Below are 21,365 nucleotides of genomic sequence, written 5' to 3'. Positions count from 1 at the left end.
GGTCGTACGAGAACAGCACGATGCGGCTTTCCGGCTCGTACAACATCACGATCGCATCGGCGAAGGTCGCGCCGTAGCGGGGTGGTAGTGCCGGCCGCTGGCCGGCAGCACGGGCAATGCCAAAGAGGCTTACGACCAGTCGTACGAGAACAGCACGGTGCGGCTTTGCGGCTCGTACAACATCACGATCGCATCGGCGCCGGTGGCGCACCAGTTGTATCCGGCCACGCCGGCCACGGCGAAGAACGCGTTGCCGTTGCGGGTGATGACCACCGTTTCGGCATCATCCGCAGCGTTGGGGTCATCGGCCGCGTCGGTAAAGCCCAGCTCGAATGCCGCGGGAATCTCTGCGGTCTCGGTCCAGTTGCCGAAACCGATCGGTCCCCCCAGCGTATCCAGGTAATCGCGCTCGCTGGGCTCGCCCTTGCCGAAGCGCGAGTAGCAGGCGAGGCGACCATGGGCGGCATGGTAGTCACGCGCCTTGGCATAGCTCTCGCGCATCTGCGCGATGTGTTCCTGCGCGTGCCTGTCCTGCACCTGGTCGCCGATGAAATAGCCCTCGTTGCCAAGGAAGCGCATCTCGTTGCCGGCGGTCAGTTCGAAGGCGATCCAGTTGGTGCCGGTGAACTCGTTGTGGTGTTCTTCGGTGGTCTCGCCGATGCAGCCGTCATACGGCTCGATCGGGCACAGCATCGTTGCCACCTGGCCGGCCAGTTCCGGCCGCAGCAGGCCCAGGTCGATCTTCAGCAACGGCAGCAGATGCTGGCCGAGCCAGGCCTGGTCGGCGGGGAACACGTCGGTGGGAAAGGGGACCATGCCGGGCAGCAGGTCGCGCAGTTCGGTCTGGTGGATCATGTCAGTCCTTTGATCAGTGTCGGTAGTGCCGGCCGCTGGCCGGCAACCTCATTGCCGCCGAAGCGTGCCGACCAAGGTCGGCACCTACCAGGGTGTGTCAGGTAGAGGCGCTGCGGATCGCCTCGGGCAGCGGCGCGCTCTTGCCGGTCTGGGTATCCATCCAGACCACCACCACGTTGCCGTCGGAATACAGCTTCGACGCGTCCTGCTGGTCGACGATGCGGTGGCCGATGGTCACGCTGCTGTTGCCCAGGCGCTCGACGAACAGCTCGACCAGGATGTCGTTGGGCCACACGATCGGCAGCCGGTAATTGACGTTGGTCGCGGCCACCACCGGTGCGATGCGGTCGGTCATCGACACGCCGTCCACGCCGAGCATCCAGCGCACGCGCGCCTCCTCCAGGTAGGAAATGTACTTGGCGTTGTTGACGTGGCCCATGCTGTCCATGTCGCGCCAGCGCACGCTGATCGGGATGCGGGCCAGGATCTTGTGTTCGCTGCTCATCAGGCGTCCTTCTTCTTGCTGGCAGTTGCGGTCTTGCTGGTCTTGCCGGTGCTCTTGGCGGCCACCGCCTTCTTCGCCACCTTGGCGGGCTTTTCAGGCTTCACCTTGCGCGGCGGGCGGGCGTCGGGCTTGTTGGCCACGGCGGCCGGCTGCTCCGGGCGCGCGCTGGTGGAGGGCAGCATGCGGGCCAGGAACTGGCCGGTGTACGACTGCGGGCAGGCCGCCACGTCTTCCGGCGTGCCGGTGACCAGGATGGTGCCACCGCGATGGCCGCCTTCCGGGCCCAGGTCGATGATCCAGTCGGCGGTCTTGATCACGTCCAGGTTGTGCTCGATCACCACCACCGTGTTGCCCTCGTCGCGCAGCTTGTGCAGCACGCCCAGCAGCGCTTCGATGTCGTGGAAGTGCAGGCCGGTGGTCGGCTCGTCGAGGATGTACAGGGTGCGGCCGGTATCGCGGCGCGACAGCTCCTTGGACAGCTTCACGCGCTGTGCTTCACCACCGGACAGCGTGGTCGCGCTCTGGCCCAGCTTGATGTAGCTCAGGCCGACGTCGACCAGCGTTTCCAGCTTGCGTGCGATCGACGGCACCGGTTCGAACAGCTTCAGCGCATCCTCGACGGTCATTTCCAGCACGTCGTTGATGTTGAAGCCCTTGTACAGGATCTCCAGTGTCTCGCGGTTGTAGCGCTTGCCATGGCAGACGTCGCAGGGCACGTACACGTCCGGCAGGAAGTGCATCTCCACCTTGATCAGGCCGTCGCCCTGGCAGGCCTCGCAGCGGCCACCGCGCACGTTGAAGCTGAAGCGGCCCGGCGAGTAGCCACGTGCACGGGCTTCGGGCACCTGTGCGAACAGTTCGCGCAGGGGCGTGAACAGGCCGGTGTAGGTCGCCGGGTTCGAACGCGGGGTGCGTCCGATCGGCGACTGGTCGATGTCCACCACCTTGTCGAACAGGTCCAGGCCATCGATCTCCTTGTACGGGGCGACCGGGTGCGAGGAGCCATTGATCTCGTTGGCGGCCAGCGAGAACAGGGTGTCGTTGATCAGGGTCGACTTGCCGGAGCCGGACACGCCGGTCACGCAGGTCAGCAGGCCCGACGGAATCGCCAGGTCCACGCCCTTGAGGTTGTTGCCGCTGGCCCCGCGCAGGTGCAGGGTCATCTTCGGGTTCGGCTTGTGCCGGCGCGCCGGGATCTCGATCGCGCGCTTGCCCGACAGGTACTGGCCGGTCAGCGAGCGCGGTGCCTCCAGGATGTCCTGCAGCGTGCCCTGGCCGACGATCTCGCCGCCATGCACGCCCGCGCCCGGGCCGATGTCCAGCACGTAGTCGGCCAGGCGGATCGCGTCCTCGTCATGCTCGACCACGATCACCGTGTTGCCCAGGTCGCGCAGGCGGGTGAGGGTGCCGAGCAGGCGTTCGTTGTCGCGCTGGTGCAGGCCGATCGATGGTTCGTCGAGCACGTACATCACGCCGACCAGGCCGGCGCCGATCTGGCTGGCCAGGCGGATGCGCTGCGCCTCGCCACCGGACAGGGTGTCGGCCTTGCGCTCCAGGGTCAGGTAATCCAGGCCGACGTCGACCAGGAAGCCGAGGCGTTCGCCGATTTCCTTGACGATCTTCGCGGCGATCTCGCCACGCCAGCCGGGCAGGCTCAGTTCGCTGAAGAATTTCAGCGCCTCGTCGATCGGCAGCACCACCAGCTCCGGCAGCGGGCGGTCGGCCACGAACACGTTGCGTGCCGCCTTGTTCAGGCGCGCGCCATGGCATTCCGGGCACGGCTGTTCGCTGATGTACTTGGACAGCTCTTCGCGCACCGCCGGCGATTCGGTTTCCTTGTAGCGGCGCTCGAGGTTGGGAATGATGCCCTCGAAGCGGTGCTTGCGCTGGGTGCGGCCACCGGCTTCGGTGAAGTAGGTGAAAGTGATCGCCTCATCGCCGCTGCCGTACAGCACGGCCTGCTGCACGTTCTGCGGCAGCGAGTTCCATGCCGCGTCGACGTCGAACCGGTAGTGCTTGGCCAGCGAGGCGATCAGCTGGAAGTAATAGGCGTTGCGACGATCCCAGCCGCGCACCGCACCGGCGGCCAGCGACAATTCGGGGTGCACCACCACGCGCGAAGGATCGAAGAACTCGGCCATGCCCAGGCCGTCGCAGCCGGGGCAGGCGCCCATCGGTGCGTTGAACGAGAACAGGCGCGGTTCCAGCTCCGGCAGCGAGTAATCGCAGACCGGGCAGGAGTACTTGGAGGAGAACAGCGTCGGCGAAGCGTCGGCACTGTCCAGGCTCTGCACCGAAGCCATGCCATCGCCCAGCTTCAGCGCGGTCTCGAAGCTCTCGGCCAGGCGCTGCTTGATGTCCTCGCGCGGGCGGAAGCGGTCGATCACCGCCTCGATGGTGTGCTTCTGGCGCAGCGCCAGCGGCGGCACCGCGTCGATTTCATGCAGTTCGCCATCCACGCGTACACGCACGAAACCCTGCGCGCGCAGCTGGTCGAACACCTGGGCATGCTCGCCCTTGCGGTCGCGGATGACCGGCGCCAGCAGCATGTAGCGCTGTTCCGGGTCCAGGGTCAGCACCTGGTCGACCATCTGGCTGACCGTCTGCGCCTCCAGCGGATAGCCGTGGTCCGGGCAGCGCGGGGTGCCGACGCGGGCGTACAGCAGGCGCAGGTAGTCGTAGATCTCGGTGATCGTGCCGACCGTCGAACGCGGGTTGTGCGAGGTCGACTTCTGCTCGATCGAGATCGCCGGGGACAGGCCCTCGATGTGGTCCAGGTCCGGTTTTTCCATCACGCTCAGGAACTGGCGCGCATAGGCCGACAGCGACTCGACGTAGCGGCGCTGGCCTTCTGCATAGATGGTGTCGAACGCCAGCGAGGACTTGCCCGAGCCGGACAGGCCGGTGATCACGATCAGCTTGTCGCGGGGCAGGTCGAGGTCGAGGTTCTTCAGGTTGTGCGTCCGCGCGCCGCGGATGCGGATGAAATCCATCGCCATGGGGGATCCGGTTGTGGGGGCGTTGGCTGGGTGCCGGGCCAGCAGGGAACGGCAATCGGTCAGCCTACCGAGGTGACCAGATGGGGGCAATGGGCCACAATGCCAGCCCGGTGTCTCATCGGGTGAGACAGGCCGTCAGGCAGGGGTCAGATCCCTTTTCACGGCGTGACAGGGGTTCTGGCGCCGTTCCGGTGCCGTCTCCTTCGGCGTTCAGGGGTTGACTTGACCCGCGCCCGCTGATCTGCGTACAATCCCGCTCCTGTCCGCCCTCGATGGCGGCAGCTCAGACCACAATAACTACAGAGGAAGGCCTGGTCATGTACGCAGTACTGGTCACCGGCGGTAAGCAATACCGCGTGGCGCAGGGCGAAAAGCTCCGCATTGAAAAGCTCGAAGTCGAAGTCGGCAGCGAGATCAAGTTTGACAACATCCTGATGCTGGGTGACAGCGACGGCGTGAAGCTGGGCGATGCGCTGAAGGGCGCTGCCGTCACCGCCAAGGTCCTGTCCCAGGGTCGTGCTGACAAGGTCCGGATCATCAAGTTCCGTCGCCGCAAGCACCACATGAAGCGTCAGGGTCACCGTCAGTACTACACCGAAATCGAGATCACCGGCATCGCCGGCTAAGCATCAGGAGAAGCAGTCATGGCACATAAAAAGGGCGTAGGCTCCTCGCGCAACGGTCGCGACTCCAACCCGAAGTACCTGGGCGTCAAGATCTTCGGCGGCCAGGCCATCGAAGCCGGCAACATCATCGTGCGTCAGCGCGGCACCCAGTTCCACCCGGGCACCGGCGTTGGCCTGGGCCGTGACCACACCCTGTTCGCCCTCGTGGACGGCAAGGTGGAGTTCTCGGTCAAGGGCGCCAAGAAGCGTCGCACCGTCAGCATCGTCTCGGCCGACGCCTGATCCAGGCATCGCCGGCACCCGTGCCCCGGCATGGGAGTGCTGCATGAAGAGCCCCGCTTCGGCGGGGCTTTTCGTTAGAGTTGAAGCAAGACCGGCTGGGCCGGGTTGCCGGCCCGCGGCCGGCATGACATTCAAGGCGGCGGCCAGCAGGCCGCGCCCATCGCAGGCATCGAAACAATGAAACTGGTAGACGAAGCAGAAATCGAAGTGTTCGCCGGCAACGGCGGCAACGGCTGCATTGGCTTCCGTCGCGAGAAGTTCATTCCGCTCGGCGGCCCGGACGGCGGCGACGGCGGTGCGGGCGGCAGCGTGTACATCCGCGCCGACGAAAACCTGAACACCCTGGTCGACTTCCGCCATGACCGTATCTTCAAGGCGCAGCGCGGCGAGAACGGCATGGGCCGCCAGGCCTATGGCAAGGGGGGCGAAGACCTGACCATCACCGTGCCGGTCGGCACCGTGATCATCAACGTTGCCACCGATGAGGTCATCGGCGACCTGACCCGGCACGGCGACCGCCTGCTGGTGGCCAAGGGCGGGCGTGGTGGCCTGGGCAACATGCACTTCAAGAGCTCGACCAACCGCTCGCCGCGCCAGGCGCTGCCGGGCGAGCCGGGCGAAGAGCGTACGCTGAAGCTGGAGCTGAAACTGCTGGCCGATGTCGGCCTGCTGGGTTTCCCCAACGCCGGCAAGAGTACCCTGATCCGTGCCGTTTCGGCGGCAACGCCGAAGGTGGCCGATTACCCGTTCACCACGCTGTATCCGAACCTGGGCGTGGTGAAGGTGGAGAACCATCGCAGCTTCGTGATTGCCGACATTCCCGGCCTGATCGAAGGCGCGGCCGATGGCGCCGGCCTGGGTGCGCAGTTCCTGCGCCACCTGCAGCGCACCCGCCTGCTGCTGCACCTGGTCGACATCTCGCCGATGGAAGGCGGCGTGGAAGGCATTTCGCCGGTGGAGCAGGTGCGTGCGATCGAGCGCGAGCTGGAAAAGCACGACCCGGAGCTGCTCAACAAGCCGCGCTGGCTGGTGCTGAACAAGGCCGACCTGATGTTCGAAGACGAGGCGCAGGCCGCGGCCGAGCAGATCGTCGCCCAGCTGGGCTGGAAGGAGCCGTGGTTCCTGGTTTCCGCGCTGGGGCGCGAAGGCACCTTCCCGATCATGAGCCGGATCATGGCCTTCTTCGATCGCCAGAAGGAAGAAGAACAGGAAGCCCGCGACGCGCAGTAGCGTCGACGGCTGGTCGACTGGCATTGGCAGAAACCCGGCTCCGGCCGGGTTTTTTGTTGGGTAGTGCCGGCCGCTGGCCGGCAATCCCGGTCGCGCGGGCCCCGTAAGATCGCCCGGATCGCAGGCAACAAAAAACCCGGCCGAGGCCGGGTTCTTGTCTGCTGCCGCGCCCCGAAGGGCAGGGCGGCAACGCCGGATCAGGCGGCCTTGAGGGCCTTGATGCGGTCGTTCAGGCGGCTCTTGTGGCGAGCAGCCTTGTTCTTGTGGATCAGGCCACGCGCGCTGAAGCGATCCAGGATCGGCTGGGCAACGGCGAAGGCGGCTTCAGCGCCGGCGGCATCGTTGGCGTCCAGCGCCTTGATCACTTTCTTGACAGCGGTGCGCAGCATCGAGCGCTGAGCCACGTTGCGCGCGTTGCGCACGACGGTCTGCTTGGCGCGCTTCTTGGCGGACTTGATATTGGCCACGGTGGTGGTTTCCTGAAAAAATCGGTGTTATGGGAACAGCAAGCTGGCTAGTATGATGGCCCGAGAAATGCACGTCAAGTCGATTGTCAAGAGGGACGCTGAGTGAGTTCACCGAAGATGTTGCGGGGCCTGCTGTCGTTCAGCAGCATGACCATGGTCTCGCGGGTACTCGGACTTGTCCGTGACCAGGTGATCACCACCACGTTCGGCACCAATGCGGTTACCGATGCGTTCTGGGTTGCCTTCAGGATACCCAATTTCCTGCGCCGGCTGTTCGCCGAGGGGTCCTTCTCCACCGCCTTCGTGCCGGTGTTCACCGAAGTGAAGGAAACCCGCAGCCACGCTGAACTGCGCGAACTGATGGCCCGTACCGCCGGCACCTTGGGTGGGGTGCTGATGCTGGTGACCGCCCTGGCGCTGATCTTCGCACCCCAGCTGGCGGTGGCATTCTCAAGTGGCGCTGATACGGACCCGGTCAAGCAGACCCTGCTGGTCGACCTGTTCCGGCTGACCTTCCCGTTCCTGCTGTTCGTGTCGCTGACTGCGCTGGCCGGTGGTGCGCTGAACAGTTTCCAGCGCTTTGCGATGCCGGCGCTGACCCCGGTCATCCTCAACCTGTGCATGATCGCCGGCGCGCTGTGGCTGGCGCCACGCCTGGGCGGCACGCCGGAAAAGCAGATCCTGGCGCTGGGCTGGGCGGTACTGGCCGCCGGCATCCTGCAGCTGCTGTTCCAGCTGCCCTCGCTGAAGGGCATCAACCTGCTGACCCTGCCGCGCTGGGGCTGGAACCATCCGGGGGTGCGCAAGGTGCTGACGCTGATGGTGCCGACGCTGTTCGGTTCGTCGGTGGCGCAGATCAATCTGCTGCTGGATACCCTCATCGCCGCCAAGCTGACCGACGGCTCGCAGTCCTGGCTGTCGCTGGCTGACCGCTTCCTGGAGCTGCCGCTGGGCGTGTTCGGCGTGGCCCTGGGCACGGTGATCCTGCCGGCGCTGGCCCGCCACCACGTCAGCACCGACCGCGAGGGCTTCTCGCGCTCGCTGGACTGGGGCCTGCGCATGACCCTGCTGATTTCCGTGCCGGCCATGCTGGGCCTGGTGCTGCTGGCCGAGCCCCTGATCGCCACGCTGTTCCAGTACCGCCAGTTCACCGCCTTCGATACCCGCATGACCGCCCTGTCGGTATACGGCCTGAGCTTCGGCCTGCCGGCGTTCGCGCTGCTGAAAGTGGTGCTGCCGGCGTTCTATGCGCGGCAGGACACCAAGACCCCGGTGCGTGCCGGCGTGGCCGCGCTGGTGGCCAACATGGTGTTCAACTTCGCGCTGCTGGCGGTGCTGTACCAGGTGATGGTGCCCGACGCGCTGAAGGCGCAGGGCGTGATGACGGCGATCGGCAAGCAGCCGGGCCTGCACCTGGCGCTGGGCATTGCCAGTGCGCTGTCCAGTTACCTGAACCTGGGCCTGCTCTGGTACTGGCTGGGCAAGACCGATGTCTACCAGCGCCGGCCGGGCTGGGGCAGCTATCTGGTGCGGCTGCTGGTGGCCTGCCTGGCCATGGTCGGCGTGCTGCTGGCCCTGCTGCACTGGGTCCCCGACTTCACCGGCATGGACAAATGGCACCGTATCGGCGGCCTGATGCTGCTGGTCGGCGGCGGCGGCCTGACCTACCTGCTGGCCATGCTGGCGATGGGCTTCCGCCCGCGCGACCTGCGCGGTCATTGATCGCGGCGTGTGGCGGCTATACTTCAGGGTTACACCATTGAAGCGGCGGCCCCGACCGGGCCGGAACGAGAGTTGATGAGCAGGCTGTTCAGAAGCGTCGAGGGCGGGGAGCTGTTCCCCAACGGAAGCGTGGTCTGTATCGGTGCATTCGACGGCCTCCACCTGGGCCATCGCGCACTGGTCCGCCACGCCGTTGCCCGCGCGCGCGCCTTGGGCGTGGCCGCAGTGGCCGTGGCATTCGAGCCGCTGCCGCGTGAGTTCTTTGCGCAGGGCACGCCACCGCCGCGGCTGACCCTGGCCCGCAGCAAGGTCGAGATCCTGCACGAGCTTGGCGTCGATGCGGTCGGCCTGCTGCGTTTCGACGCGGCGATGGCGGCGATGCCGGCCGAGGCCTTCGTGCGCCAGCTGCTGGTGCACCGGCTGGGGGCCCGCGAAGTGTGGATCGGGCCGGAGTTCTGCTTCGGCAACCGTCGGCGCGGCGATCTCGCCCTGCTGCAGCGGCTCGGCGCAGAGCTGGGTTTCAGTGCCGGCGAGATCGAAGCGGTCGACCTGCACGGCGAGCGCATTTCCAGTACGCGCATCCGCCAGCTGCTGAAGGACGGCGATTTCGCCCGCGCCAACGACCTGCTCGGCCGTCCGTACACGATCAGTGGGCGGGTGGTGCGCGGGCGCCAGCTCGGCCGTACGCTGGGTTTCCCCACCGCCAACCTGCGCTTCCCGAAGACCCCGGCGCTGTCGGGCATCTACGCGACCTGGGTGCACGGGGTGTTCGACCAGCCGTGGCCCTCGGTGTCCAGCTTCGGCACCCGGCCGACCGTGGACGGCGTGGAGCCGCTGCTGGAAGCCCACCTGTTCGATTTCCAGGGCGACCTGTACGGGCGCCACATCGACGTGGAGTTTGTCGCCAAGCTGCGCGACGAAGAGAAATTCAATGATCTGGCGGCACTGACCGACCAGATGCACCGCGACGCCGAACAGGCGCGCGCCCTCCTTTCCGAACATAGATTGCGAGCCACTGCGTGAGCCAGGACTACAAGACCACCCTGAACCTGCCAGCCACCGAATTCCCGATGCGCGGCGACCTGCCCAAGCGCGAGCCGGGCATTCTGGCGCGGTGGGAAGCGCAGGGGCTCTACCAGCAGCTGCGTGACAACGCCGCCGGCCGCCCGCTGTTCGTGCTGCACGACGGCCCGCCGTACGCCAACGGCCGCATCCACCTGGGCCATGCGGTCAACAAGATCCTGAAGGACATCATCGTCAAGTCGCGCTACCTGGCCGGCTTCGATGCGCCCTATGTGCCGGGCTGGGACTGCCATGGCCTGCCGATCGAGATCGCGGTCGAAAAGAAGTGGGGCAAGGTCGGCACCAAGCTCGACGCGGTTGAATTCCGGCAGAAGTGCCGCGAGTTCGCCGAAGAGCAGATCAACATCCAGCGCGTGGACTTCAAGCGCCTGGGCGTGACCGGCGATTGGGACAACCCGTACAAGACCCTGAGCTTCGACTTCGAAGCCAATGAGATCCGTGCGCTGGCCAAGGTCGTCGCCAACGGTCACCTGGTGCGCGGCGCCAAGCCGGTGTACTGGTGCTTCGACTGCGGTTCGGCGCTGGCCGAGGCGGAAATCGAGTACCAGGAAAAGGAATCGCCGGCGATCGACGTGGCCTACGCCGCGCGCGATGCGCAGGCCATCGGCCAGGCGTTCGGCGTGAGCGTGCCGGCCGACGTCGAAGTGGCCGTGCCGATCTGGACCACCACCCCGTGGACGCTGCCGGCCTCGCTGGCGGTGTCGCTGGGCGCGGAGATCGACTATGTGCTGGCCGAAGGCCCGGCGCACAACGGCAAGCGCCGTTGGCTGGTGCTGGCCGCCGCGCTGGCCGAGCGCGCGCTGCAGCGCTACGGCGTCGAGAGTGTGGTGCTGCACGGTGAAACCACCGGTGCGGCGCTGGAGAACCAGCTGCTGGCGCACCCGTTCTATCCGGAGCGCGACATCCCGCTGCTCAATGGCGACCACGTCTCCGACGAGGACGGTACCGGTGCGGTGCACACCGCCCCCGGCCATGGCCAGGAGGACTTCGTGGTCAGCCAGAAGTACGGCCTGCTGGACAAGTACAACGCCGGCCAGGTGACCCCGATCGACGGCCGTGGCGTGTACCTGGAATCGACCCCGCCGGCCGGTGACCTGGCGCTGGCTGGGCAGCACCTGTGGAAGGCGCAGGAAGCCATCGTCGGCGTGCTGCGCGACAACGGTTCGCTGCTGGCCTTCCACCCGATCCGCCACAGCTATCCGCATTGCTGGCGCCATAAGACGCCGGTGGTGTTCCGCGCCACCCCGCAGTGGTTCATCTCGATGGACAAGGCCAACCTGCGCAGCGATGCGCTGGCCGCGATCGACACCGTCGGCTGGTTCCCGACCTGGGGCAAGGCGCGCATCCAGAGCATGGTCGACGGTCGCCCGGACTGGACCATCTCGCGCCAGCGTACCTGGGGCGTGCCGATCGCACTGTTCACCCATCGCCAGACCGGCGAGATCCACCCGCGCTCGGTGGAGCTGATGCAGCAGGTTGCCGACCGCGTCGAAGCCGAGGGCATCGACGTGTGGTATTCGCTGGACGCTGCCGAACTGCTCGGCGCCGACGCGGCCGACTACGAGAAGGTCACCGACATCCTCGACGTCTGGTTCGATTCGGGCGTGACCCATGAAGGCGTGCTCGCCGCGCGTGGCTTCGGCAAGCCGGCCGACCTGTACCTGGAAGGGTCCGACCAGCACCGCGGCTGGTTCCAGTCCTCGCTGCTGACCGGCGTGGCGATCGACAAGCGCGCCCCGTACAAGCAGTGCCTCACCCATGGCTTCACCGTGGACGAGCACGGCCGCAAGATGTCCAAGTCGCTGGGCAATGGCATCGAGCCGCAGGACATCATGAACAAGCTGGGCGCGGACATCCTGCGCCTGTGGATCGCCTCGGCCGACTACAGCAACGAGATGTCGCTGTCGCAGGAGATCCTCAAGCGCAACGCCGACGCCTACCGTCGCCTGCGCAATACCGCACGCTTCCTGCTCGGCAACCTGGACGGTTTCGATCCGGCCCAGCACCTGCAACCGCTCGAGCAGATGGTCGCGCTGGACCGCTGGATCGTGCATCGCGCGTGGGAGCTGCAGGAGAAGATCAAGGCGGCCTACGACGGCTACAACATGGCCGAGATCGTGCAGCTGCTGCTGAACTTCTGCAGCGTGGACCTGGGCTCGCTGTACCTGGACGTGACCAAGGACCGGCTGTACACGATGCCGACCGATTCGCACGGTCGCCGTTCGGCCCAGAGCGCGATGTACCACATCGCCGAAGCGTTCACCCGCTGGGTGGCGCCGATCCTGACCTTCACCGCCGACGAGCTGTGGGGCTACCTGCCGGGTGAACGCGCCGGCCACGTGCTGTTCACTACCTGGTACGACGGCCTGGCGCCGCTGCCGGCCGATGCCCAGCTCAATGCCGCCGACTTTGACCAGCTGCTGGCCGTGCGCGAGCAGGTGGCCAAGGTGCTCGAGCCGATGCGCGCCAACGGCGCGATCGGTGCGGCGCTGGAAGCGGAGATCACCATCGCCGCCAGCGAAGAGCAGGCCGCGCGCTGGCGGCCGCTGGCCGATGAACTGCGTTTCCTGTTCATCAGTGGCGACGTGCAGGTGCGCCCGGCGACCACCGACGAGGTGTTCGTCAGCGCCCAGCCGACCACCAAGGCCAAGTGCGTGCGCTGCTGGCACCACCGCGCCGACGTCGGCAGCAACGCCGACCATCCCGAGCTGTGCGGCCGTTGCGTGAGCAACGTGACCGGCGCCGGCGAAGTGCGGAGCTGGTTCTAATGGCCGCGCCCCGTCCGCATCCGAACGCCCTGGTCTGGCTGCTGCTGTCGGTGGCCATCATCGGCCTGGACCAGTGGTCCAAGGCCTGGGTGCTGTCCAGCCTGCCGGAGTTCCAGCCGGTGGTAGTCATCGACGGCTTCTGGAACTGGTACCGCACCTACAACACCGGCGCGGCATTCAGCTTCCTGAGCGACGCCGGTGGTTGGCAGAAGTACTTCTTCACCGCGCTGGCCATCGCCATCAGCGGGCTGATGGCCTGGTGGCTGCGCGGCACCGCCCGCGGCAACTGGAAGGCCGCGGTGCCGTATGCGCTGATCATCGGCGGCGCCATCGGCAACGTGATCGACCGCCAGGTGCACGGCCACGTGGTCGACTTCATCCAGTGGTACGTGGGCAGCTACACCTGGCCCTCGTTCAACATCGCCGACTCGGCCATCGTGGTGGGTGCCATCGGCATCGCCCTGTTTGGCCTGTTCGACGGCAAGTCCGCCAAAAAGGCGGATAATGCCAACCCGAAACCGTAAGCCGGCTGCCGCCGGGAGACTGAACTGATGGATGTGCTGCTCGCCAACCCGCGTGGTTTCTGTGCCGGTGTCGATCGTGCGATCGAGATCGTCAAGCGCGCGATCGAAACGCTGGGCGCGCCCATCTACGTCCGCCATGAAGTGGTGCACAACCGCTTCGTGGTCGACGACCTGAAGCAGCGCGGCGCGATCTTCGTCGAAGAGCTCGACGAGGTTCCGGACAACAACACGGTGATCTTCAGCGCGCATGGCGTGTCCCAGGCCGTGCGCCAGGAAGCCGAACGCCGTGGCCTGAAGGTGTTCGACGCCACCTGCCCGCTGGTGACCAAGGTCCACTTCGAGGTTGCCCGCCACTGCCGTGCCGGCCGTGACGTGGTGCTGATCGGCCACGCCGGTCATCCGGAAGTGGAGGGCACCATGGGCCAATGGAACCGCGAAGCCGGGACCGGCCAGATCTACCTGGTCGAGGATGTCGAGCAGGTCGCCACGCTGCAGATCAACCAGCCGGACAACTTCGCCTACACCACCCAGACCACGCTGTCGGTGGATGACACGCGCGGCATCATCGACGCGCTGCGCGAGCGCTTCCCGGCGATGCAGGGCCCGAAGAACGACGACATCTGCTACGCCACGCAGAACCGCCAGGATGCTGTGCGCGACCTGGCCAAGCGCTGCGACCTGGTGCTGGTGGTCGGTTCGCCGAACAGCTCCAACTCCAACCGCCTGAGCGAGCTGGCCCGCCGTGAGGGCGTGGAGTCGTACCTGATCGACGGCGCGCACGAGATCGACCCGCGCTGGGTGGAAGGCAAGCAGCACATCGGCGTCACTGCCGGCGCCTCGGCGCCGCAGGTGCTGGTCGACGGCGTGCTGGCGCGCCTGGCCGAGCTGGGGGCCAGTGGCGTGTCCGAGCTGGATGGCGAACCGGAATCGATGGTGTTCGCGCTGCCGAAGGAACTGCGGCTGCGGTTGGTCGACTGACCGCGGAAGCGCCTCATCCACGCATGGCGTGGATCTACTGAAACTGCTCTGGTGGGTGCGAACCTGGGTTCGCACGCTTTTTTGCAGGCAAGGATGGGCGGCCCGCCCATGACCTTTGGCCATGGGGCAGGGCACGCTACAGGCCTAGCATCGGAGGATTCCCCGCTGTTGGAAGCTGCCTGATGAAGACCCGAGCCCTGGCACTGTCGTTGCTGTTCGCGCTGGCGGCCACGCCCGCGCTGGCGCAGGCCTCGCCACCGGGGGATGCCGCAGCCGCCGGCCTGCTGCGCATCGATGTCGACGCGCGTGACCTGGCCCGGCGCATCTTCAAGGTGACCGCCACCGTACCGGCCAAGCCCGGGCCGATGACCCTGCTGTACCCGCAGTGGATTCCCGGCAACCATTCGCCCACCGGCCCGATCGACAAGCTGGCCGGCCTGCGCGTGACCGCCAACGGCAAGCCGCTGGCCTGGCAGCGCGACCAGTACAACGTCTATGCCTTCAAGGTGAACGTACCGGAGGGCGTCAGCGAGATCGTCGCCCACTTCGATTTCCTGTCCTCGCAGGGCGGCAGCCAGGGCCGGGTGGTGATGACCCCGGAAATGCTCAACCTGCAGTGGAGCGCCAACTCGCTGTATCCGGCCGGCCTCGATGCGCGCCAGCTGCAGGCGCAGGCCAGCGTGACCCTGCCCAAGGGCTGGTCGTTCGCCACCGCTCTGGAGACCGCACGCCGCGACGGCGACACCGTGGTGTTCAAGCCGATCTCCTATGACCACCTGGTCGATTCGCCGCTGTTTGCCGGCGAGCACTACCAGCGCATTGATCTCGATCCGGGCGCGAAGGTACCAGTGCACCTCAACGTGTTCGCCGACGACGCCAAGTCGCTGAAGCCGAGCGAGGCGCAGATCACGATGCACCGTGCGCTGGTGCAGCAGGCCGACAAGCTCTATGGCGCGCGCCACTACAACCACTATGAGTTCCTGCTGGCATTGACCGACCGCCTCGGTGGCATCGGCCTGGAGCATCACCGTTCCAGCGAGAACAGCGCCGACCCGGGTTACTTCACCGAGTGGGACAGCAACGCCTGGATGCGTGACCTGCTGCCGCACGAGTACACCCATTCCTGGAACGGCAAGTACCGTCGCGGCGCCGACCTGGCCACTGCCAACTTCAACGTGCCCATGGGCGACAGCCTGCTGTGGGTGTACGAAGGGCAGACCCAGTTCTGGGGGCAGGTGCTGGCGGCACGCTCGGGGTTGTGGTCGGCTGCGCAGGCGCGCGACATGCTGGCCAATGTGGCCGCGACCTATGACCGTGGCCGCCCGGGCCTGGCCTGGCGTCCGCTGCAGGACACCACCAACGACCCGACCATCGCCCAGCGCCGCACGCTGCCGTATCGCAACTACCAGATGAGCGAAGACTACTACTCCGGCGGCCAGATGCTGTGGCTGGAAGTGGAAGGCAAGCTGCGCGAACTGAGTGGCAACCGCCGCAGCCTGGATGACTTCGCGCGCGCCTTTTTCGGCGTCGGCAATGGCGACTGGGACGTCAACCCGTACACCTTCGACGACGTGGTCGCGACCTTGAACGGCATCGCGCCGTACGACTGGGCCACGTTCCTGCGCGGGCGCCTGGACGGCCACGGCGCGTTGACCGGTGGCCTGGAGCTGGCGGGCTGGAAGCTGGCCTACCGCGATACGCCGAACGATGCCTACAAGGCGCAGGAGAAGCGCGCCAAGGCCGCATTGCTGGCGTATTCGCTGGGTGCGACGGTGCTCGACAACGGTACGGTCGGCGACGTGATCTGGGACAGCCCGGCCTTCAACGCCGGCCTCGCGCCTGGCATGAAGGTGATTGCCGTTGGCGGACGCGAGTACAGCAGCCAGCGCTTGAAGGATGCGGTAGCTGTGGCGGCGAAGGACAAGGCGCCGATCGTGTTGCTGGTGAAGCAGTTCGACCGGATCGACGCGATGAACATCGACTACCACGGTGGCCTGCAGTACCCGGTGCTGGAGCGCATCGCCGGCAAGCCTGACCGCCTTGCGGAGCTGTGGAAGGCGCGATGAAGCAGCGCGCCCGCGATGGCGTGATCCTGCTGATGGCGATCCTCGCCATCCTCGGCGCGTTCCTGGACGGTGACGGGCGCTGGCTGCACTGGCTGGCCAAGCCCGCGACCACGCTGCTGATCGCGGCCATCACCTGGCGGGTATGTGATGCCGCGCAGCCGTTCTACCGGCGCGCGGTCCTGGCTGGCATGCTGCTGTCGTGCGTGGGTGACATCGCGTTGATGTTGCCGGTGGATGCGTTCGTGCCGGGGCTGGTGGCATTCCTGCTGGCGCACCTCTGCTACATCGTCGCCTTCCGCGATGGCCTGCGTGCCGGGCGTGGCCTGCTCGCCGCCAGCGTCCTGCTCAGTGCGTTCGCGGTACTCAATGTACTTGGTCTGTGGCCGCACCTGCCCGCACCGATGCGCATTCCGGTGCTGGCATACGTGGTGGTGCTGGCCTCGATGGCGGTCCTGGCGCTCGCACGGCAGTGGCGCAGCCCGAAGCCCGCTGCCGTGGAAGCCAGCGGCGCGCGCTGGGCGGCCGCCGGTGCGCTGCTGTTCGTCGCCAGCGATTCACTACTGGCCTGGGACCGCTTCGCCGGCGGCCTGCCACTGGCCAGCCTGCTGGTGCTCTCCACCTACTACGGCGCGCAGTACGCCATCGCCCGCTCGGTGAAATAGAAAAAGGGGACGGAGGGGATTAAGTCGTTTACAGCACCGTGGCGTAAACGACTTAATCCCCTCCGTCCCCTTTTTTGGGCGTTGGCTATCGGTGGCTTACGTTGCCGGGCCGGCCCTGCGCATCGAACGACAGTCGTGCGGACTGGCGATCACCGGCGACCTCGTCCGGCAGCCAGGCCAGGGTGCCGCCCTTGCGCACGATCACATAGACGTGGCCGACGTCACCCGGTGTGCCCATCAATGCGTTGCGCTGTGCTTGCAGCGCCTGCGCCACGCGGGGTACGGCCTCGAAATCGATGTTGGCCAGCGCCGTGCTGCTGCGGCGCAGGGTGATGGTGGGCGCGAAGCGTTGCGGATCGACCGGGTCGCCCTTGCGCCATTGACCACGCTCGAAGTGGTAGCTGTCGACGCGGGTCGGCTGCTGCGGATCGACCAGGTCCAGGTTGATGCGGCCGTCGTCGTAGAAGTGGATGCTGTGGAACACCGTCAGCCGGTGCCCAGCCAGCGCAGGCATCTGTTCCAGTGCCTGGCGGGCGGCCAGCAGGTAGTCCGCATCGAACAACCGGTTGTTGCGTTCGGGCACCAGCGGCGGCCGCGGCTCGGTCATCGGCGCGAGCGACGCGGGCCTCTCACGCGCGGGCGGCATGGCGATCGGCGCGCTTGCGCTGTCGGCCTGCACCGAATGGCCCAGTGTTTCGCCGATCGTCTGCAGCGCACCACCGGCAACGGCGGCGCCGGCCAGCACCAGCAGAACGGCGGAAAACACCACGGACGTGGAAGGCGGCTGCTTCATACACCCTCCAGGCGCACGTTGCTGCGGTCATCCGGGTCGTACAGCAGCGTGACCCGCTCGCGCGGGAGGCTGGCCAGCTCGATCAGCGGGATGAAGCGGCGCACGCGGGCCTGTTGCACGCTGCCTTCGCGGTCGATGTATTCCAGCTGGAACTCCACCTGCGGTTGCTCGTTGAGATAGGTGCCGGTCTGGCGCACCTTCAACACCCGGGCCTCTACGCCGATGCCGCGATACTTCAGCGCGTCACCGCGGGCATCGGCCTGCAGCAGCCGGCCGAGCAGGCGCAGGCCCAGCGCGTAGCTGCACAACACCAGTGGGCACACCAGCAGGGGATGGCCGAAAGACAGGAAGGTCCAGCCCAGGCCCTCGCTCTGCAGCCGATAGGCGACCACGTAGGCACTGGCCACCGCCACGATGCCGATCACCGCACCGACACCACGGCGCCAGAGGCTGCCGACATCCAGCTCCGGTTGCGCCCCCTCCAGCACCACATTGGGAAACGCGCCCGGCGCGCGGCTCAGGCGGGCCTCGATGCGCTTGCCGGCCACGAAACGCTGCAACTGCGGCTTGCTGTCCACCACCAGGAGTTGTTCGCTGATCGGGGTGCCGGACAGGTTCTCGAAGGCCAGCTGCAGTTTCCATTGCGCCAGGCCACGCACATGCACGCCGGTCTGCTCGGCCTGTTCGATCAATGCGTCGCGCGCTTCACCGTCGGCCAGGATCGAGCGCACGCGGTGCAGGGCACGCGGCGGGCCCAGCAGCAGGTAGTGCAGGAAGGCGAGCAGCAGGGCCAGCCACAGGATCACCGACAGCGCGAGTAGCAGCAGGGCCAGCCAGGGCGCGCTGCGGTCGGCCAGTTGCACCGGCCACGACGTGCCGACGTAGAGGATGCAGGGGAAGGGCAACGCGAAGAACAGCAGGAACGCGCCCCAGAACCAGAGATAGGCCTTCATGGGGTGGTGGGACCGATGGAACAGGTCGCGTAGGGTACTACGCTCAGCGGATCTGCAGCGTCAGCAGGAAATAGCGGCCGAGTGGATCATCCAGCCCCGGCATCTGGCCACCATTGCCGACCAGATAGTTCACCGGTTGCGTGTCGAGCACGTTGTGCACGTCCAGCGCGGCGACCACGCGCGGCCCCAGCCGTCGTGCGAGATGCAGGTTCCAGCGCAGCTGCCGGGGGTTCATGCAGTGGTTCTGCTCGCGCTGTTCCTCCGGGCATTCCGCACCGGGCAGCCAGGCGCGCGTGCGCCCGACCTGGTTGCCGCGCAGGGCAATGTCCCAGCTGCTGTTCTGCCACTGCACATTGAGCACCGCGGCCATCGTCGGCGTGACATGGCCGCGCAGGTCCACGGTAGCGTCCTGGCCACGCTCTCGGCGCAGCGCCTGCTGCTTCAGTGCATCGAGCGAGAACAGCCACTGGCCGGTGCTGCCGGTGTCGATGTGGTATTCCCCACGCAGTACAAAGTTGCGCGACGTGGTACGGCCGATGTTGTCGAAGGACAGGCGCAGGTTGTACAGGCGTCCCTCCTCGTCCAGCTCCCAGGTGCTGCGGTTCCACACCGCATCGGCCGGTTGCAGGGCCAGGATTTCATTGCGCAGCTCGACGATGTTGTGGGTCAGCGACAGCGAGAACGTGTCGGTCGGCGTCCAGGTCGCGCCGAGCGAATGGCTGCGCGACCGCTCGGCCTTCAACGCATCGTTCTCCACCACGTCCACGGTGACGCTGCAGCGCCCGTTGCCGCTGCTCTGCGCGCAGTCGGGCAGTGCGCTGGAGGCCGGCAGCTCGATCGCACCGAAGTAACCCGGGGGCCGCCGTTGTTCGAACAGGCTGGGGGCCCGGTAGCCGCGCCCGCTGGCAAGCAGGAAGGACCACCGGGGCGTGGGGCTCCAGCGCACGCCGACGCGGGGGGAGAAGGCCTGGTAGTCGCCGTCGCGGTCCCAGCGTGCGGCCAGGTCCATGCGCAGCGTGCGCGCCAGGGGCAGGCCGAGCTCGGTATAGGCACCGCCGCTGCGGCGCGACAGGTGGCGCTGTTCCTGCGGCAGGCCCAGCGCCAGGTCGCCCTGGCTCAGCAGGGCGTCGGGATGCGAGGTCCAGCGCTCCTGGCGCAGGTCGATGCCGGTGGCCAGTTGTGCAGCACCGCCGGCCAACGGCATCAACTCGCGCTGCATGCCCCACCAGCCCTGCCACTGCCCGGTACGCCCGCGATTTCGGATCGAGGGGAACAACTGCGCGGCGGTCTCCGCCGGCAGCGAGGTGAAGCCGGGCAGGAAATCCAGCGTCTCCGCCGCGCGCAGCAGCGGTTCGGCACGCACCGTACCCGACGTGGTAAGGGTGACATCGCTGCGCTGTGCGCTGATCCCGGCCTCCCAGCTGCGCCGGCCCTGGTCGCGGCCGATGCCGACGGTGACGTCGGCGTCGGTGGCGCGTACATGCGGGCGCACGTTGCCGGCTTCGCGCAGCACGCTGTTGAAGGTGAAGCCATACAGGCCGATGGCAACGGCGGTCGGGCCCAGGTCGAAGCGTTGCCGGTTGTGGCTGGCCCGCGCCTCGGCGTAGGCATAGCGACCTTCACCACGCTCATGGCGATAGCGCAGGTAGGCCGCGGCGGTATCCGAAGCCGGTTGCAGCGAGCGCGGGCGCGCGCTGTCGAACCAGCAGGCACCGTCGCGTCGCTTCAACGGTCCTTCGCAGCGCTTTGCCGGCCAGTAGCGTCCATCGCGGAACGCGCCGATCAGGTACTGCGAGGTTTCCGCATGCCACTCGCGGCGATCACCGGCCACGTGCTCGATGCGGTGCAGGTCAATGCCGGCGAACCAGCGGTCCCCCCCTTCGCGCACGCCACCGGTCGCCGCCTGCACGCGATACTGGCCGGCGTCGCCGCGTCCGCTCAGGCCGGTCTGCAGCATGGCCTCAGGGCCGTCGGCCTGGTCGCGCAGGATGATGTTGACCACGCCGGACATCGCGTCGGCGCCATAGATGGCCGAGGCGCCGCCGCGCACCAGTTCGATGCGTTCGACGAAGCTGAGCGGGATGCCGCCCAGGTCGGTGAGGCCGCCCTGTTCCAGCGACACCATGGGATAGCGTGGCAGGCGACGGCCATTGACCAGGAACAGGGTCGCACGCGGGCCCATGCCGTCCAGGCTGGTGGTGGTGGCCGCACCGACCGGCAGGTATTGCGAATCGCCACCCCGCGAGGTGCTCATCGCCGGGTGCCCGTTCATGCCCGGCAAGTGCCGCAGCAGGTCGAACAGGCTGCCGTAACCGCTGCGCAGGATGTCATCGCGGTCGATGATGGTCACCGGCAGCGTGGTCTGCACGGAGGTGCGTGGCAGTCGGCTGCCGGTGACATGGATCGGCGCCAGTTCCACCTGTGGTGGCGCCTCGGCCGCTTTGCGCGGTGCAGGGACGGCGGGCGCGGCGCGCACTGCGACCGGCGGTGGCGACGGTGGCGCGGAGTGGATGCGGCGTATGACGAACCCGCCTGAGGGTGTGCGCAGGATGTTCACCGGCATGCCCGCGACCAGTTGCTTCAGGGCTGCGGCCGCATCGCTGTGGCCGCGGGTGCCGGAGGTGCGCAGGCCGTCCAGCTCGCGGGCGTCGAACAGCAGCGCGATGCCGCTCTGCCGTGCCCATTGCTGCAACGCCGGCGCCAGGGGCCCGGCACCCACGTGCAGCTCCAGCGTGCCGGCCTGTTCGGCCGCATCGGCAGGCGGCAGGGCGGCCAGGCTCAGCGAGATGCAGAACAGGCTGCGGAGCAGCCCCGCCTGCAGCGCGCCCGGTACTGCCATCACTGCAAGTCTC

Annotated in this window: 17 protein-coding genes; 10 read left to right on the top strand and 7 right to left on the bottom strand. The window is 67.2% G+C overall.

What is annotated here, in order from left to right; genetic code table 11:
* Positions 1 to 129: 129 nt before the first annotated feature.
* The 3 genes from LRM18_RS15710 to uvrA all read right to left on the bottom strand — a co-directional run bounded on the left by LRM18_RS15710 (position 130) and on the right by uvrA (position 4,359).
* Complete coding sequence (locus LRM18_RS15710) at positions 130 to 855, bottom strand: enolase (protein ID WP_270954977.1); 726 nt, start codon at positions 853 to 855, stop codon at positions 130 to 132.
* Positions 856 to 952: 97 nt separating this feature from the next.
* Positions 953 to 1,360 (bottom strand): thioesterase family protein, encoded by a 408-nt coding sequence (locus tag LRM18_RS15705; protein WP_032956469.1) that lies wholly within the window; start codon positions 1,358 to 1,360, stop codon positions 953 to 955.
* Positions 1,360 to 4,359: an excinuclease ABC subunit UvrA gene (uvrA, locus tag LRM18_RS15700; RefSeq protein ID WP_154330230.1), complete on the bottom strand. Its 3,000-nt coding sequence runs from the start codon at positions 4,357 to 4,359 to the stop codon at positions 1,360 to 1,362. The genes LRM18_RS15705 and uvrA overlap by 1 nt, the downstream gene beginning before the upstream one ends.
* 317 nt (positions 4,360 to 4,676) lie before the next feature.
* On the opposite strand from uvrA, the gene rplU reads away from it, so the two are divergent.
* The 3 genes from rplU (at position 4,677) to cgtA (ending at position 6,497) form a co-directional block, all read left to right on the top strand.
* Positions 4,677 to 4,985: a 50S ribosomal protein L21 gene (rplU, locus tag LRM18_RS15695; protein WP_005408557.1), complete on the top strand. Its 309-nt coding sequence runs from the start codon at positions 4,677 to 4,679 to the stop codon at positions 4,983 to 4,985.
* Positions 4,986 to 5,003: 18 nt separating this feature from the next.
* Positions 5,004 to 5,267: a 50S ribosomal protein L27 gene (rpmA, locus tag LRM18_RS15690; protein WP_005408558.1), complete on the top strand. Its 264-nt coding sequence runs from the start codon at positions 5,004 to 5,006 to the stop codon at positions 5,265 to 5,267.
* 177 nt (positions 5,268 to 5,444) lie between these two features.
* Positions 5,445 to 6,497, top strand: coding sequence for an Obg family GTPase CgtA (gene cgtA, locus LRM18_RS15685; RefSeq protein WP_270954976.1), 1,053 nt, complete (start codon positions 5,445 to 5,447; stop codon positions 6,495 to 6,497).
* A gap of 197 nt (positions 6,498 to 6,694) precedes the next feature.
* On the opposite strand, the gene rpsT is transcribed toward cgtA, so the two are convergent.
* Positions 6,695 to 6,964 carry a 30S ribosomal protein S20 gene (rpsT, locus tag LRM18_RS15680; RefSeq protein WP_005408560.1) on the bottom strand — a complete coding sequence of 90 codons (270 nt, stop codon included), beginning with the start codon at positions 6,962 to 6,964 and terminating at the stop codon, positions 6,695 to 6,697.
* A 117-nt stretch (positions 6,965 to 7,081) separates the two neighbouring features.
* On the opposite strand from rpsT, the gene murJ reads away from it, so the two are divergent.
* From murJ to LRM18_RS15645, 7 genes are all read left to right on the top strand, one after another.
* The gene (gene murJ / locus LRM18_RS15675; protein WP_053462461.1) at positions 7,082 to 8,686 is read left to right on the top strand and encodes a murein biosynthesis integral membrane protein MurJ; all 1,605 of its coding nucleotides are present in this window, start codon (positions 7,082 to 7,084) and stop codon (positions 8,684 to 8,686) included.
* A 75-nt stretch (positions 8,687 to 8,761) separates the two neighbouring features.
* The gene (locus tag LRM18_RS15670) at positions 8,762 to 9,709 is read left to right on the top strand and encodes a bifunctional riboflavin kinase/FAD synthetase (protein ID WP_049469065.1); all 948 of its coding nucleotides are present in this window, start codon (positions 8,762 to 8,764) and stop codon (positions 9,707 to 9,709) included.
* On the top strand, positions 9,706 to 12,537 hold the full coding sequence (gene ileS, locus LRM18_RS15665) for an isoleucine--tRNA ligase (RefSeq protein ID WP_270954975.1): 2,832 nt from the start codon (positions 9,706 to 9,708) through the stop codon (positions 12,535 to 12,537). The genes LRM18_RS15670 and ileS overlap by 4 nt, the downstream gene beginning before the upstream one ends.
* Positions 12,537 to 13,061: a signal peptidase II gene (gene lspA / locus LRM18_RS15660; protein ID WP_014646377.1), complete on the top strand. Its 525-nt coding sequence runs from the start codon at positions 12,537 to 12,539 to the stop codon at positions 13,059 to 13,061. Before ileS ends, lspA begins: the two co-directional genes overlap by 1 nt.
* 27 nt (positions 13,062 to 13,088) lie before the next feature.
* The gene (gene ispH / locus LRM18_RS15655; RefSeq protein WP_049466122.1) at positions 13,089 to 14,039 is read left to right on the top strand and encodes a 4-hydroxy-3-methylbut-2-enyl diphosphate reductase; all 951 of its coding nucleotides are present in this window, start codon (positions 13,089 to 13,091) and stop codon (positions 14,037 to 14,039) included.
* A 182-nt stretch (positions 14,040 to 14,221) separates the two neighbouring features.
* The gene (locus LRM18_RS15650; protein ID WP_270954974.1) at positions 14,222 to 16,105 is read left to right on the top strand and encodes a peptidase M61; all 1,884 of its coding nucleotides are present in this window, start codon (positions 14,222 to 14,224) and stop codon (positions 16,103 to 16,105) included.
* Positions 16,102 to 16,767, top strand: a complete 666-nt coding sequence (locus tag LRM18_RS15645) for a lysoplasmalogenase (protein ID WP_270954973.1) — start codon at positions 16,102 to 16,104, stop codon at positions 16,765 to 16,767. Before LRM18_RS15650 ends, LRM18_RS15645 begins: the two co-directional genes overlap by 4 nt.
* Before the next feature lie 85 nt (positions 16,768 to 16,852).
* On the opposite strand, the gene LRM18_RS15640 is transcribed toward LRM18_RS15645, so the two are convergent.
* From LRM18_RS15640 to LRM18_RS15630, 3 genes are read right to left on the bottom strand one after another with little or no spacing between them, the layout of a single operon-like run.
* Entirely contained in the window at positions 16,853 to 17,560 is a 708-nt protein-coding gene (locus tag LRM18_RS15640) for a hypothetical protein (protein WP_049466128.1), read from the bottom strand.
* On the bottom strand, positions 17,557 to 18,513 hold the full coding sequence (locus LRM18_RS15635; RefSeq protein WP_206631631.1) for a hypothetical protein: 957 nt from the start codon (positions 18,511 to 18,513) through the stop codon (positions 17,557 to 17,559). The genes LRM18_RS15640 and LRM18_RS15635 overlap by 4 nt, the downstream gene beginning before the upstream one ends.
* A 43-nt stretch (positions 18,514 to 18,556) precedes the next feature.
* Positions 18,557 to 21,352 (bottom strand): TonB-dependent receptor, encoded by a 2,796-nt coding sequence (locus tag LRM18_RS15630; RefSeq protein ID WP_270954980.1) that lies wholly within the window; start codon positions 21,350 to 21,352, stop codon positions 18,557 to 18,559.
* Positions 21,353 to 21,365 lie beyond the last annotated feature (13 nt).

The organism is Stenotrophomonas sp. PI_27, assembly GCF_027854495.1.
Taxonomy (GTDB): domain Bacteria; phylum Pseudomonadota; class Gammaproteobacteria; order Xanthomonadales; family Xanthomonadaceae; genus Stenotrophomonas; species Stenotrophomonas pavanii.
Note: the sequence above shows the minus strand (reverse complement) of the source record. Positions and strands in the feature narration are given on the sequence as shown.